The sequence below is a fragment of the Streptomyces malachitofuscus genome (assembly GCF_055571035.1).
In genome coordinates, this window is record NZ_JBVIGA010000004.1 from 21,668 (window position 1) to 34,967 (window position 13,300).

Consider the following 13,300-nt stretch of genomic DNA (forward strand, 5'->3'; position numbering starts at 1 on the left):
GGACAGGGCTCGCCTCGTCGGCGAACCGGTACGGCGGCGCGCATGGATGCCCGCCCGCCGCGCACTGCCTCCCATCCGGACTTTAACCGTCGGTCCAGGAATTTCACCTGGTCAACCGGTCGCTGGAGGCGACCGGGTCGCGGACTGTAACCGCCGGTTCGGACTTTCACCGACCCCGGAGTGCGCTGCTACTGGTACAGGGCCAGTGTGCCACGGCCCGCCGTCACCCATGCAGGCGAGGGGTGTGGAGTGCCTCACAGCGGGTGACACGTGGGCTGCCGAGCGTTGCCCGCCGAGCAACTGCCCTGCCGTCGCACCCTTTTGAGCAGCCGACCCCGGCAACGCGAGATTGGTCCATACCTATTGACGCTGTGGTCTAGTCCTCTTAGGGTCCGAGCCAACTTCCGTGGAGAGGAACCCACTGTGCCGTCCCCCTCACGCCCCGGGGCGAGACCCGCGCTGCTCGCCTCCGCCGCCGCCGTCGCGGGCCTGCTGCTCACGGCCCTGCCCGCCACCGTTTCGCACGCCGCCGACCAGGAGTCCTGTCGTCCCGACGGCCTCCACAGCACCCCCGGTGTCGACGTCCCGTACTGCTCGGTCTACGACTCGGCCGGACGGGAGAAGATGGGCGCCGACCACCAGCGCCGGGTGATCGGCTACTTCACCGGCTGGCGCACCGGCAAGGACGGAAAGCCCGCCTACCTCGCGTCGGACATCCCGTGGGACAAGATCACCCACATCAACTACGCGTTCGCGCACATCGACAAGAGCAACAAGCTCTCCGTCGGCCCGGACGGCGCGAACAACCCCGCGACGGGCATGACGTGGCCCGGCGTGGACGGCGCGGAGATGGATCCGCAGCTTCCCTACCAGGGCCACTTCAATCTGCTCAACAAGTTCAAGAAGCAGCACCCCGACGTCAAGACGCTGATCTCGGTGGGCGGTTGGGCCGAGACCGGCGGCTACTTCGACGCCGACGGAACCCGCGTGAACTCCGGCGGCTTCTACTCGATGGCCACCAACGCCGACGGCTCGGTCAACCAGGCGGGCATCGACACGTTCGCCGACTCGGCGGTCGACTTCATCCGGACGTACGGCTTCAACGGCGTCGACATCGACTACGAGTACCCGACGACGATGAAGGACGCGGGCAATCCACTCGACTGGTCCCTCGCCAACGCCCGGCGGGCCGGGCTGGTCAAGGGCTACGCGGCGCTGATGAAGACGCTGCGCGAAAAGCTGGACCGCGCGGGCGCGGCGGACGGCAGGCACTACCTGCTCACCGTGGCGGCCCCCTCGTCCGGCTACCTGCTGCGTGGCATGGAGACCTTCCAGGTCCAGAAGTACCTGGACTACGTCAACATCATGTCGTACGACCTGCACGGCGCCTGGAACGAGTACGTCGGCCCGAACGCCTCGCTCTTCGACGACGGCAAGGACGCCGAGCTGGCCGCCGCGAACGTCTACGGCAGCGCCCAGTACGGCGGCATCGGCTATCTCAACACCGACTGGGCCTACCACTACTTCCGCGGCTCGATGCCGGCCGGCCGCATCAACATCGGCCTGCCGTACTACACGCGCGGCCACAAGAACGTCCAGGGCGGCACCGACGGTCTGTGGGGCAAGGCCTCCGCGTCCACCTGCCCGGCGGGCTCCGGCCTGACCAAGTGCGGCGACGGCGCCGTCGGCATCGACAACCTCTGGCACGACCTCGACACCAACGGCAAGGAGTCCCCGGCGGGCTCCAACCCGATGTGGCACGCCAAGAACCTCGAGAAGGGGATCGTCGGCGACTACGTCACCGACTACGGCTTCCCGGCGGACACGAAGCTGACGGGCACCTACGCCCGCAAGTACGACCCGACGCTGGTCGCCCCCTGGCTGTGGAACGCCGAGAAGAAGGTCTTCCTCTCCACCGAGGACGAGCAGTCGGTCGGGGCCAAGGCCGACTACGTCGTGGACCGCGGCATCGGCGGCACGATGATCTGGGAGCTGGCCGGCGACTACGGCTGGAACGACGCCAAGGGCCAGTACGAGCCGGGCGACACGCTCACCTCGCTGATGTACGACACGTTCCGGGCGGCCACGCCGTACGGCGCGAAGAAGTCGAACGCGGACCTGCCGACGGAGGCCGTGAACGTGGACGTGCAGTTCACGGACTTCAAGCTGGGCGACTCCAACTACCCGATCACGCCCAAGCTGCGGATCACGAACAACACGAAGACGGCCCTGCCGGGCGGCACCGAGTTCCGGTTCGACTACGCCACCTCGGCCCCGGGGAACGCCTCCGACCAGTCCGGCTTCGGCACCAAGGTCATCAGCAGCGACCACACGGGCGACAACGTGGGCGGTCTGAAGGGTGACTTCCACCGGGTGTCGCTGAAGCTGCCGGCGTGGCAGTCGCTGGCGCCCGGCGCGAGCGTCGACCTGTCGTTCAACTACTACCTCCCCGTGTCGACCCCGTCGAACTGGACAGTGACGGTCTCCGGCACGACGTACGCCCTCGCCGGGGACCTGGCCCGCGGGACCACCGTGGTCGAGCCGGGCACCGGCACGACGCCGACGGACCCGCCCACGGGTGAGCCCGGTGACTGCGAGGAACCGGCGTGGGACGCCTCGGCCGCCTACGGCGGGGGCAGCGTCGTCTCCCACGAGGGGCACCTCTGGAAGGCGCAGTGGTGGACGCAGGGCGAGGAGCCCGGCACCACCGGCGAATGGGGAGTGTGGCGGGACCAGGGAGCCTGCTGACCTCTGAGGACCGGCCCGGCGGCGGTGACGACGGCCCTTGCCCGCCGCCGGGCCTCACCATGTGCGGATGCGCTCGGTGCCGGACCCGGCGAAGCTGGACTTCGGGCGGGTCCGGCACCGATGTGTGAAAGGGCTGAAACAGCATGACCACGATCCTGGTGACCGGCGGTACCGGAACGCTCGGCAGGCCTGTCACCGAGCGACTGCGGGCGGACGGGCACGAGGTGCGGGTGCTCAGCCGGCACGCGCAGCCGTACGCCGTCGACCTGCGCGAGGGCGGGAGCGGACTGGACGCCGCCGTCACGGGCGTGGACACGGTCGTGCACTGCGCCACCTCGCCGCGTGGCGGCGACGAGAAGCCCACGCGGAACCTGATCGCGGCGGCGCAGCGGGCCGGAGTGGGCCATCTCGTCCACATCTCGATCGTCGGCGTCGACCGGGTGCCGTTCGGCTACTACAAGTCCAAGCTTGCGGTGGAACGGATGATCGAGGACTCCGGGACGGGCTGGACGGTGCTGCGCACGACCCAGTTCCACGACCTGGTGCTCAGGCTGCTGCAGGGCATGGCGAAGCTGCCGGTCATGCTGCTGCCGGCCCGTGTGAAGGACCAGCCGATCGACGTCACCGAGGTCGCCGGCCGCCTGGCCGAGCTGGCCCAGGGGGCGCCTGCGGGCCGCGTCGACGACATGGGCGGGCCCGAGGTGCGCACGCTCGACTCCTTGGCGCGCGCGTATCTGAAGGCCTCGGGGCGTCGGCGGGCGGTGGTGAAGGTGCCGCTGCGGGGCGCTGCGTACGACGCCTTCCGGGCGGGCGGCCATCTGGCGCCGGAGCGGGCGGTGGGGCAGGGCACGTTCGACGAGTTCCTGAGGACTCGGTTGGGATCCGGCTCCGGGGGCCGGTGAGGTCAGGCGGCGGCAGAAGGTGCCCGGGGGTGGGTTGCCCATCCGGCGTTCTGCGGGGTGCCCTGCGTGGGTGCCGGCCGGGGGGTGTGTGCGCAGCCCGGCGCCGGCGGGGTGCCGTCGCGCCCACCCTCCCCCACTCTCGGCTTCGCTCGAGCGGGGGGACCCCCATCGCCCCAGCGGCACGACTGCCCGCGGGAGCGGCGGGGACGGCAGCGCGACTGCACACGGTTGGCCGCGGCGGGTGAGCCGCGGGTGTGTCGCCTACGGCGGGGCGGGGGTGTTCGCCCGCAGTGGCCGGCGCGTCCGCACCGTGCGCCTCCACCGACAAGCACAGCCGCGCCAGTCCGAGGACGGCCGCCCCCGGCCCGGCCCCGCACCGCTCACCCCCCGTGGGCGCCAGGTGTGCGAAGGGCTAGTGGCCGGGAGCGCCGAAGAGGTCGTTCTGGGCCTGGTCGCGGGCTGTCAGGAGGGCTCCGCGCAGGACCGCGCCGCCGCCCAGGGTGCTGGGGTGGACCTCGGCGGGCAGGGGTGAGAGGACGGCCAGCCGGTCCCGCACCCGCGCGGCCAGCGCCTCGCCGCCGGCCTGTCCGACCTCGCCGCCCAGGACCACGTGCCCGGGGTCCAGCAGCGCGACGACGGACGCGACGCCCACCGCGACCCGGTCGGCGAGGGTGTCGAGGAAGCGTGCGGCGGCGGAGGCGTGCCCGGCCGTCGCCACGGCCGCCCGCACCGCGCCCGCCGCCGGTTCGACCCCGGGTTCCGCCTCGATGCCGTACTCCGCCGCCAGTTCCGCGACCGCCGCCGCCCCCGCCAGGGAGTGGAAGCCGCCCGCGCAGTCGGTGGCCGAGGGCAGGCCGCGGGTGCCCGGTACGGGGAGGAAGCCGATCTCGCCCGTGCCGCCGGAGGCACCCCTGCGCAGGGTGCCGTCGAGGACGACGGCCGCACCCGTCCCGTGGCCCAGCCACAGCAGCACGAACGTGTCCCGGTCCCGCGCGGCCCCGTCGCGCTGCTCGGCCAGCGCGGCGAGGTTCGTTTCGTTCTCCACGCTGACACGGGCCTCCGGCAGCCGTTCCTGAAGCGCCGCGACCAGGCGCCGGTGCCACTCGGGCAGCTTGGTGGAGTCGCGCAGTTCGCCGCTCGCGGGGTCGATCAGCCCCGGCGCCCCGATCCCCACGGTGTGCAGCCGGTCGGCGCCCGCCTCCTTCGCCGTCCGCTCGACCAGCGCCACGGCCTGTTCCACCGCGGGCCCCGTCCCCGCGTCCCCGGTGATGGGGAGGGACGCCTCGGCGAGCACCTCGCCGACGAGGTCGGACACGACCACGGCGACGCCCTCGGTGCGGACGTCCAGCGCTGCCAGGTGCGCCCGGTCCGCGACGATGCCGTACAGCTTGGCATTGGGGCCGCGGCGCTGCTCCCCCGTCTCGCCGGCCACCGCGATGAGCCCGGCCGCGGTGAGACGTTCGACGAGGTCGGCGACGGTGGGCCGGGACAGACCGGTCAGCTGCTTCAACTGTCCCGCGGTCAGCGGGCCTTCCTGCTGGAGCAGGCGCAGCGCGAGCCGGTCGTTGATGGCTCTGGCGGTGCTCGGGGATGCGGCCATGCCGGGATCCTTCCAGATCGGCGGGACCGGTCGGCGCGGGGACCGGCAGCACGGACGAGCGAGGACGGCTCGGATAATGTCTTATCTTTCAGGCAGGGTTCCTGATAGTTTACGCGACGCCAACAGGAACGGGCCGACGGGAGGGGCGGGTCGATGGGTGCAGTGGTGTACGGACAGCGCGATGTGAGGCGGGCACGGTACGCCGTGGCCGCGGTGTTCGCCGTGCACGGCGCCGTCACCGGATCGTTCGCCACCCGGGTCCCCTGGATCCAGGACCACGCCGGTGTGAGCGCCGGTCAGCTCGGCCTCGCCCTCGCCTTCCCCGCACTCGGCGCGTCCGTCGCGATGCCGCTGGCGGGGAGCATCAGCCACCGCTTCGGCGCCCGCACCGCGCTGCGCGGGCTGATGGCGCTGTGGACGCTCGCGCTGATCCTGCCGTCGGCCGCCCCCAACATGCTCACCCTCTGTCTGGCCCTGTTCGTCTACGGCGCCACGGCGGGCATGTCGGACGTGGCGATGAACGCGCTGGGCGTGGAGGTGGAGAACCGTCTCAACAAGTCGATCATGTCGGGGCTGCACGGCATGTGGAGCGCCGGCGCCCTGATCGGCTCGGCGGCCGGCACGCTCGCCGCCCACCTGGGCTCGGACGCCCGGCTGCACCACGCGCTCGCCGCCGCCGTGCTGACGGTGGCGGGGGTCACCGCCTGCGCCTGGGTCCTCGATCTGCAGCCGGCGGAGGACGAGGAGCCACCGCCCCGGTTCGCGCTGCCGCCCCGCTCCGCCCTGCTCATCGGTGCGATCGGTTTCTGCGCGGTGTTCGCCGAGGGCGCGAGCCTGGACTGGTCGGCGGTCTATCTGCGCGACCAACTGGAAACCTCGGCCGGTCTCGCGGCGGCCTGCACGACGGGCTTCACGCTCACCATGGCGATCGCCAGGATCGCCGGCGACCACGTGGTCGACCGCTACGGCGCCGTGCGCACGGTCCGTACGAGCGGTGTGGTCGCCGTGCTCGGCGGACTGCTGATCGTGTTCGCCGAGCACCCCGCCATGGCGATGGGCGGATTCGCACTGATGGGGCTGGGCATCGCCGTGGTCGTGCCGCTGTGCTTCGCGGCCGCCGGCCGCAGCGGCGCCAATCCGAGCCTGGCCATCGCGGGCGTCGCGACCATCACCTACACGTCGGGGCTGATCGCCCCGAGCGCGATCGGACTGCTGGCGCAGGCGACCAGCCTGATGGTGTCGTTCGTCCTGGTGACCGTGCTGTCCTGCGGCGTCGCAAGCTTCGCCGGTGTCCTGCGCGCCGGAGACCGCGCGAAGGTCACGCGTCCGGACGCAGCAGTTCCCGAGCCGCGTCTCTGAACGGCTCGCTCCAGGGCGCCGGGCGCAGCGTCCCGGCGTCCAGCCGCACCAACACCCGGCTGCCGCGGGCGTAGGTCACCGCCCCGTCGGCCGAGCAGAAGCGGAAGCCGTAGGTGAGCCCGGTGGTGCCCAGCCGGTCCAGCCACAGATGGACCGCGTAGGTGCCGGGCCGGGTCACCGGGGCCTCGTAAGTGACGCGCAGTTCCTTGACGGCGTTGCAGGCGTCACCGGCCGCGGCCCAGTCGCCCTCGAAGCGGACGCCGTTGTCGTGCCACAGCTCGGTCCAGGCCCGCTCGACCAGCAGGGGGTAGCGCGCGTTGTGCAGCAGCCCCAGCGCGTCGAGGTCGTCGAAGTGGACGGTCACGGGGATCAGCCGGCCGTACTGCAGTGCGGGGGCTGGCGGTGCTTCGGCGGTCACGGGCGGTGCTCCTGGGACGTACGGACTGAGTGCCATCGGACTGAGTGGCCTCTGCAACGAGTGCTGGCGCCCCCATCCTAAGCAAACGCTCAGCCGATCCCCGCCCGCCCGGTCGGCTGTACGAAGCACTCTCGCGCAGCCCGCACAATGGTCCGGACACGCTGGACGAACGACGAAAGCGACAGCCCATGGATCTCGGCGTCCGCTGGACACTGCACGGCGACGGACGCACCCCGGCCCCCGGCGCGGTGGTCCGCCCCGACGAACGGCTCTCCTGGCCCCGCACCGCGGGCCTCGGTGCCCAGCACGTCGTGGCGATGTTCGGGGCGTCGTTCGTCGCCCCGGTGCTCATGGGGCTGGACCCCAACCTCGCGATCATGATGTCGGGTGTCGCGACCGTCGTCTTCCTGCTGGCGACCCGCGGCCGCGTGCCCAGTTACCTCGGCTGCTCACTGTCCTTCGTCGGCGTCGCCGCCGTCATCCGGGCGCAGGGCGGGTCCAGCGCCACCGTCACGGGCGCGGTGTTCGTGGTCGGGGCCGCGCTGTTCCTGGTGGGTCTGGCCGTGCGGCGCTTCGGGGCGCGGATCATCCACGCCACGATGCCTCCCATCGTGACCGGCGCCGTGGTGATGCTGATCGGCTTCAACCTGGCGCCGGTGACCGCCGCCACCTACTGGCCGCAGGACCAGTGGACGGCCCTGTTCGTGATGCTGTTCACCGGTCTGGCCGTGGTCTGTCTGCGCGGCTTCTGGTCCCGCATCGCGATCTTCCTCGGCCTCGTCTTCGGGTACGCCCTGTCCTGGTCGCTGGACCGGATCTTCGGGCGGATCCACTCGGCGGACGCGAGCGGCAAGGTCACCGACCACTGGCGCCTCGATCTGTCCGGGGTGGGCCGGGCCGACTGGATCGGCCTGCCGGACCTGCACGGCCCGTCCTTCGAGTGGTCGGCGATCCTGGTTGCCCTGCCGGTGGTCATCGCGCTGATCGCCGAGAACGCGGGGCACGTCAAGGCGGTCGGCGAGATGACCGGCGACAACCTCGACGACAAGCTCGGCACGGCCATCTCGGCCGACGGTGTCGGCTCCATGCTGTCGACCGCCGTCGGCGGCCCGCCGAACACCACCTACTCGGAGAACATCGGCGTGATGGCCGCGACGCGCGTGTATTCCACGGCCGCCTACTGGGCCGCCGCCGGTTTCGCCCTGCTGTTCGGTCTCTGCCCGAAGTTCGGGGCGGTCGTGGCGGCCATTCCGGGCGGGGTGCTCGGCGGGATCACGGTGATCCTCTACGGCATGATCGGCCTGCTCGGCGCCCAGATCTGGATCAACGCCAAGGTGGACCTGCGCAATCCGCTGAACCTCGTACCGGCCGCGGCGGGCATCATCATCGGCGTCGGCAATGTCTCGATGGAGTTCACCGACACCTTCTCGCTCAGCGGTATCGCGCTGGGCACGCTGGTGGTCATCACCGGCTACCACGCGCTGCGCGCCTTCGCCCCCGCCCACCTCAAGACGCAGGAGCCGCTGCTCGACGAGGGCACGTCCTCCTACGACGCGGAGGGTCAGCGCGCCAAGTCGTAGGCGTACGACGGGGTGAAGGTGCCCGGCGCTCCCTTGCAGCCGTCCGACTCGCCGGGGAGCTTCACCCACAGATAGCCGTGGATCCCGGCCTCGCCGGTGCTCAGCGTCGGAGCCCGGCCGAGCTTGCGGCCCGCCGGGTCGCACCACTCGCCGTCCGCCGGCGCGCCGTTGCCGTTGCGGCTGGTGTCGATCACCGCGCCGAGGCTCGACGGGCCGCCGAGGGCGTCGAGCACGGCACGGTCGTAGGCGATCTCGTCGGCCGTGCCGTGGAAGTTGGAGACGTTGCTGAAGATGCCGTCGGAGGAGGCGGCCGAGGCGGCCCCGGCCTGCCGCAGCCAGCCGGCCTGCTTCGCCGGCGCGTTCCAACCGGAGTGCCCTGCGTCGAAGTAGACCCTGGCCCGGGGGTTGGCCTCCTTCATCACCCGTCCGGCGCGGGCCAGCGAGGCGAAGCGGTCGGCGCGCTGTCCGGCGGAGAGGCATTCGGACTGGGCGATCGAGTCGGGCTCGAGGACCACGATGACCTCGCCGTTGCCGAGGCCGGCGGCGAAGCGGTCGATCCAGGCGTCGTAGGCACCCAGATCGGGCGCCCCGCCCTGGGAGTGCCCGCCGCAGTCGCGGTCGGGTATCGCGTACGGCACGAGGACCGGCGTCCGGCCCTGGGCGGCGCCGCCGGACGCCACGGCACGCACCCGGGACGTGATCGAGTCCGGCGCGTAGTCGGCGAACCAGACGGCCGCCGGCTGATCGGCTATCCGGGACTCTATGACCGCGCGCCGCGGATCGTCGGGGTTGGCCCGGACCCAGTCCAGGACCCGGCTCTCGGGGTGGCGGTACAGACGGGTGGACACGGCCGTGGTCTGCCGTTTCTTCTCGGCCTTGGACGGGGACGGCTTGGGACTCGCCTTCTTCTTCGCACTGGCCTTGGGCGACGGGGACGCGGTCGCCGACGCGGAGGGCGACGGAACGGCGGGCAGCGGTTCCAGGCGTGGCGACGAGGAGACCTCGGGGCGGGCCTCGTCCGAGCCGCGGCCCTCGCCGACCGCCGAGATCATCCCGGTGGCCGTGCCGACGGCGACCACGACGGAGGCCGCCGCGACCATCGTGCCCCGACGGGCGGCACGGCGGCGCTCCGCTCTTCGCGTGGACAGGCGCTGGGCACGCGAGCCTGGCACAGTACTGCTCTCCCTCCCCCACGGCGGGTGCGTTCCCCCGTTCCGGGGAAGCGTCGGGCCCGCCGCCACTGGTACCACCCTAAAGGTGCCACTCTGCGCTCATGGCGCAAGGCGAACAAGTCCTGACTCCCGTGGACGGGGTCGTCTCCCGTCTGCGCGCTCTCGACGCGGCCCTGCCGGCGCGGGACGGGGTGGCGGTCTTCAACCGTGTCTACCTCGCCGTGACGGAGGCCGTGGACCGGCGCATCGACGCCGGACGGTTCCCGGACGCGCGGGCGGCGATCGCGCTGGACGTGCGGTTCGCGGAGCGCTATCTGGCCGCGGTCGACGCGGTGTCCGAGGAACGGCGGCCGCCGGCCTGCTGGCGCCCGCTGTTCGCGTTCCGGCACCATCCGGGCGTACGTCCGTTGCAGTTCGCGCTCGCGGGCATCAACGCGCACATCGGCCACGATCTGGCGCTCGCCGTCGTGGACACCTGTCGTACGCTGGCCTGCGAACCCGTCGATCTCGAAGACGAGTTCGACCGGGTCGGCGATCTCCTCCTCTCGCTGGAGGAACGCATCCGCGAGGAACTGACGCCGGGACCCGATCTGCTGCGGATCGCCGATCCGCTGACCCATCTGCTCGGCGCGTGGAGCCTGGAACGCGCCCGGGACGCCGCCTGGACGGCGGCCCGGGCCCTGTGGGCACTGCGCGGACTGCCGGACGTCGCCGGGGAGTTCACCGAGCGGCTGGACACGGCGGTGGGTTTCGCCGGGCGCATGCTGCTCACCCCACTCCCCGACTGATCCGGCCCCACTTGCGGAGGTTCCCGCCAACTCCCCTTCACCCGCTGTACGTTCGACATGATCCGACCTCTTACGAAGGAGCACGGAACATGGCGACTCGGCTCGGTCTCGGCCTCCCCCAGAACCGGCAGTACGACCTCGGACGGGACGTGCCCGATGTGGCACGCGCCGCCGAGGAGACCGGCTACGACAGTCTGTGGGTCTATGAGCGGGCGCTGTTCCCGGAGCCGGCCACCCAGGGCCTGTACGGCGTCGAAGGGCTCCCCTGGCCCGACTCCTACCGGGGCGTGGCCGATCCGCTGATCACCCTCACCCTGGCGGCGGCCGCCACCCGGCGGGCCGAGCTGGGCACCAGCGTCCTGGTGGGCCCGCTGCACGTGCCGTTCCAGCTCGCCAAGGCGCTGGCCTCGCTGGACGCGGCCGCCGGCGGCCGGGTGGTGGCCGGTTTCGGCACGGGCTGGTCCCTCGACGAGTACGCGGCGTCGGGGGTGCGGCCGTTCGAGGAGCGGGGCAAGGCCCTGGACGAGCTGATCGGTGTGTGCCGCGCGGTCTGGGGCCCGGACCCGGTGTCGTACGAGGGCGACCTGACGAAGATCGCCCCGGCCGTGGTGGGTCCGAAGCCCGCCCGGCCGATCCCGATTTTGCTGGCCGCGGGCAGCGCCCGGGCCCGCCGACGCCTCGTCGACCACGCCGACGGCTGGATGCCCACCGGCATGGGCGTCGAGGCGCTGACCGCGCAGTGGCGACAGCTCCAGGAACTGGCCGCCGAACGCGGGCGGACCGAGCCGCTGCGGACGGTGCTGCGGGTGAACACGGTGTACTCGCCCGGCAGCCGGACGGGGGCGGACCGCCGGCCCTTCCACGGCGGCGTGGACCAGATCGTCGAGGACCTGGTCGCGCACGCCGCGATCGGTCTGGACGAGATGCTGATCGACCTGCAGAGCTCCACGCGTGACGCCGAGGAGCTCAAGGACGTCGCCGCCGCGGTGTACGAGAAGGCACGGGCCGCCGGGGTCTGAGCCGGGTCAGTCCTCCGGGAGTTCGACCGGGGCGATCTCGTCGTAGAGGTCGCCCGGGCCCGGGTTGGTCGGGTCGGTCTCGCCGCCGAGGTGGTGCATCACGCCCCAGACCGCGTTCAGCGCGGTCTGGACGGCGCCCTCGGCCCAGCCCGCCGTCCAGGAGATGTCGTCACCGGCGAGGAAGATGCCCCGCTTGTCCTCCGGCAGCGCCTCCTGCATGAAGTGGGTGAACAGGCGCCGCTGGTAGCGGTAGTGGCCGGGCAGGTTGGCCTTGAACGCGCCCATGAAGTAGGGCTCGTTCTCCCAGGAGACGGTCACCGGGTTGCCGATGATGTGCTTCCTGATGTCGACCTTGGGGTAGATCTCGCCGAGCGACTTCAGCATGACCTCCATCCGCTCGTTCGCGGACAGCGGCAGCCACTTCAGGCTGTCGTCGCACCAGGTGTACGACAGACAGATCACGGCCGGCTTGTCGGGACCGTCGTCCAGCAGGTACGTCCCACGGGTCATCCGGTCGGTGAGCGTCATCGACATGACGTCCCGCCCGGTCTCCACGTCCTTGTCGAGCCAGAACGGCCGGTCGACGGGCACGAAGAGCTTGGAGCTCTCCATGTAGTGGGTCCGCTCGATGGCGGTCCAGTGGTCGATGGGGAAGAGCGAGTCGTCGCAGGCGATCTTGGAGAGCAGCATCCAGGACTGGGCGGTGAAGATCGCCGCCCGATACGTGCGGATGTCGCCGTCGGCGTCCGTCACCGTGATGCGGTTGCCCGCGGTGCGGGTCAGCCGGGTCACGGCCGGGCGAGGCTCGCCGTCCACGTGGAGGGACTTCAGCGAGGTGCCGTACGGCCAGTGGACGATCTTCTCCGGCTCCCGCTCCCACATCCGCAGGGGCAGCTGCTGGGAGCCGCCGACGATGCCGCGGTGGTGGTCGTCGGCCTCGGTGTAGACGACCCGCAGGATCTCCAGGATGGAGTTGGGGAAGTCGGTGTCCCACCCGCCGGTGCCGAAGCCGACCTGCCCGAAGATCTCCCGGTGCCGGAAGGACTTGAAGGCCTCCGACTCACAGAGGAAACCGTAGAAGGTCTGGTTGTCGAGCTTCTCGACCAGCTTCGCCCAGATCTCCCGGATGCGCGGCACGTCCCGCTCGCGCAGGGCCCGGTTCATGTCGGAGAAGTCGGCACCCTCTTCCAGGCACCGCGCCCAGGCGTCGGCGACGTCCCGGTAGACCTGCGGCAGATCGTCGAGCGTCTCGGCGTAGTGCGACTCGCCCTTGAGGTCCACCACGGTGGACGGGGTCGCCTCGGCGAGGGGGTTGGGGAAGGCCCGGGTCTCCAGCCCCACCAGATCGATGTAGTGCTGGAGGGCGGTGGAGGACGGCGGAAAACGCATCGCCCCCATCTCAGCGGTCAGCGAGGGATCACACCCCTCGAACCCCACGGTCCGCAGCCGCCCGCCGATCCGGTCGGCCTCGTAGACCACGGGCTTGAGCCCCATCTTCATCAGCTCGTACGCGGCGACGATGCCGGACAGACCGCCGCCGATGACGGCGACCTCGGTGCCGTGCTCGGTCGCGGGCACCTGCCCGAGACCGGCCGGGTGAGCGAGGAAGTCGTCGTACGCGTACGGGAAGTCCGGGCCGAACATGGTGATCGGCGGCTGCTGCTCGTCGGTGTGCTCGACGGCGTTGGGCACCGTGGACGTCATGGGGTACGGA

The 13,300-nt window shown here is 71.6% G+C and carries 10 protein-coding genes and 1 riboswitch; of the genes, 6 read left to right on the forward strand and 4 right to left on the reverse strand.

From position 1 onward, the window contains the following. Nucleotides 1-57: 57 nt before the first annotated feature. Nucleotides 58-188: riboswitch (FMN riboswitch) on the reverse strand. 235 nt (nucleotides 189-423) lie between these two features. Together ACZ44S_RS06780 and ACZ44S_RS06785 are read left to right on the forward strand one after the other, a co-directional pair. After that, nucleotides 424-2,748 carry a chitinase C-terminal domain-containing protein gene (locus ACZ44S_RS06780; RefSeq protein ID WP_466925252.1) on the forward strand — a complete coding sequence of 775 codons (2,325 nt, stop codon included), beginning with the start codon at nucleotides 424-426 and terminating at the stop codon, nucleotides 2,746-2,748. A gap of 143 nt (nucleotides 2,749-2,891) precedes the next feature. Further along, nucleotides 2,892-3,650, forward strand: a complete 759-nt coding sequence (locus ACZ44S_RS06785; RefSeq protein ID WP_466925253.1) for an SDR family oxidoreductase — start codon at nucleotides 2,892-2,894, stop codon at nucleotides 3,648-3,650. Between the two features lie 412 nt (nucleotides 3,651-4,062). On the opposite strand, the gene ACZ44S_RS06790 is transcribed toward ACZ44S_RS06785, so the two are convergent. Further along, nucleotides 4,063-5,250 (reverse strand): ROK family transcriptional regulator, encoded by a 1,188-nt coding sequence (locus ACZ44S_RS06790; protein ID WP_466925256.1) that lies wholly within the window; start codon nucleotides 5,248-5,250, stop codon nucleotides 4,063-4,065. Between the two features lie 153 nt (nucleotides 5,251-5,403). On the opposite strand from ACZ44S_RS06790, the gene ACZ44S_RS06795 reads away from it, so the two are divergent. After that, entirely contained in the window at nucleotides 5,404-6,609 is a 1,206-nt protein-coding gene (locus ACZ44S_RS06795) for an MFS transporter (RefSeq protein ID WP_466925258.1), read from the forward strand. Here ACZ44S_RS06795 and ACZ44S_RS06800 read toward each other — a convergent pair. Continuing rightward, a complete protein-coding gene (locus ACZ44S_RS06800; RefSeq protein WP_466925260.1) occupies nucleotides 6,569-7,027 on the reverse strand; it encodes an acyl-CoA thioesterase in 459 nt (152 codons plus the stop codon). The genes ACZ44S_RS06795 and ACZ44S_RS06800 overlap by 41 nt on opposite strands. A 188-nt stretch (nucleotides 7,028-7,215) precedes the next feature. On the opposite strand from ACZ44S_RS06800, the gene ACZ44S_RS06805 reads away from it, so the two are divergent. Beyond that, a complete protein-coding gene (locus ACZ44S_RS06805; RefSeq protein ID WP_466925263.1) occupies nucleotides 7,216-8,607 on the forward strand; it encodes a uracil-xanthine permease family protein in 1,392 nt (463 codons plus the stop codon). On the opposite strand, the gene ACZ44S_RS06810 is transcribed toward ACZ44S_RS06805, so the two are convergent. Beyond that, entirely contained in the window at nucleotides 8,589-9,707 is a 1,119-nt protein-coding gene (locus ACZ44S_RS06810; RefSeq protein WP_466925952.1) for a glycoside hydrolase family 6 protein, read from the reverse strand. The two genes, ACZ44S_RS06805 and ACZ44S_RS06810, sit on opposite strands and share 19 nt — an antisense overlap. 173 nt (nucleotides 9,708-9,880) lie before the next feature. On the opposite strand from ACZ44S_RS06810, the gene ACZ44S_RS06815 reads away from it, so the two are divergent. Both ACZ44S_RS06815 and ACZ44S_RS06820 read left to right on the forward strand, forming a co-directional pair. Further along, nucleotides 9,881-10,567 carry a DUF5995 family protein gene (locus ACZ44S_RS06815; RefSeq protein ID WP_190166990.1) on the forward strand — a complete coding sequence of 229 codons (687 nt, stop codon included), beginning with the start codon at nucleotides 9,881-9,883 and terminating at the stop codon, nucleotides 10,565-10,567. An 89-nt stretch (nucleotides 10,568-10,656) separates the two neighbouring features. Continuing rightward, the gene (locus tag ACZ44S_RS06820; RefSeq protein ID WP_466925266.1) at nucleotides 10,657-11,586 is read left to right on the forward strand and encodes a TIGR03619 family F420-dependent LLM class oxidoreductase; all 930 of its coding nucleotides are present in this window, start codon (nucleotides 10,657-10,659) and stop codon (nucleotides 11,584-11,586) included. 6 nt (nucleotides 11,587-11,592) lie between these two features. Here ACZ44S_RS06820 and ACZ44S_RS06825 read toward each other — a convergent pair whose 3' ends face one another. Beyond that, a complete protein-coding gene (locus tag ACZ44S_RS06825) occupies nucleotides 11,593-13,290 on the reverse strand; it encodes a flavin monoamine oxidase family protein (protein WP_466925268.1) in 1,698 nt (565 codons plus the stop codon). Nucleotides 13,291-13,300: the final 10 nt, after the last annotated feature.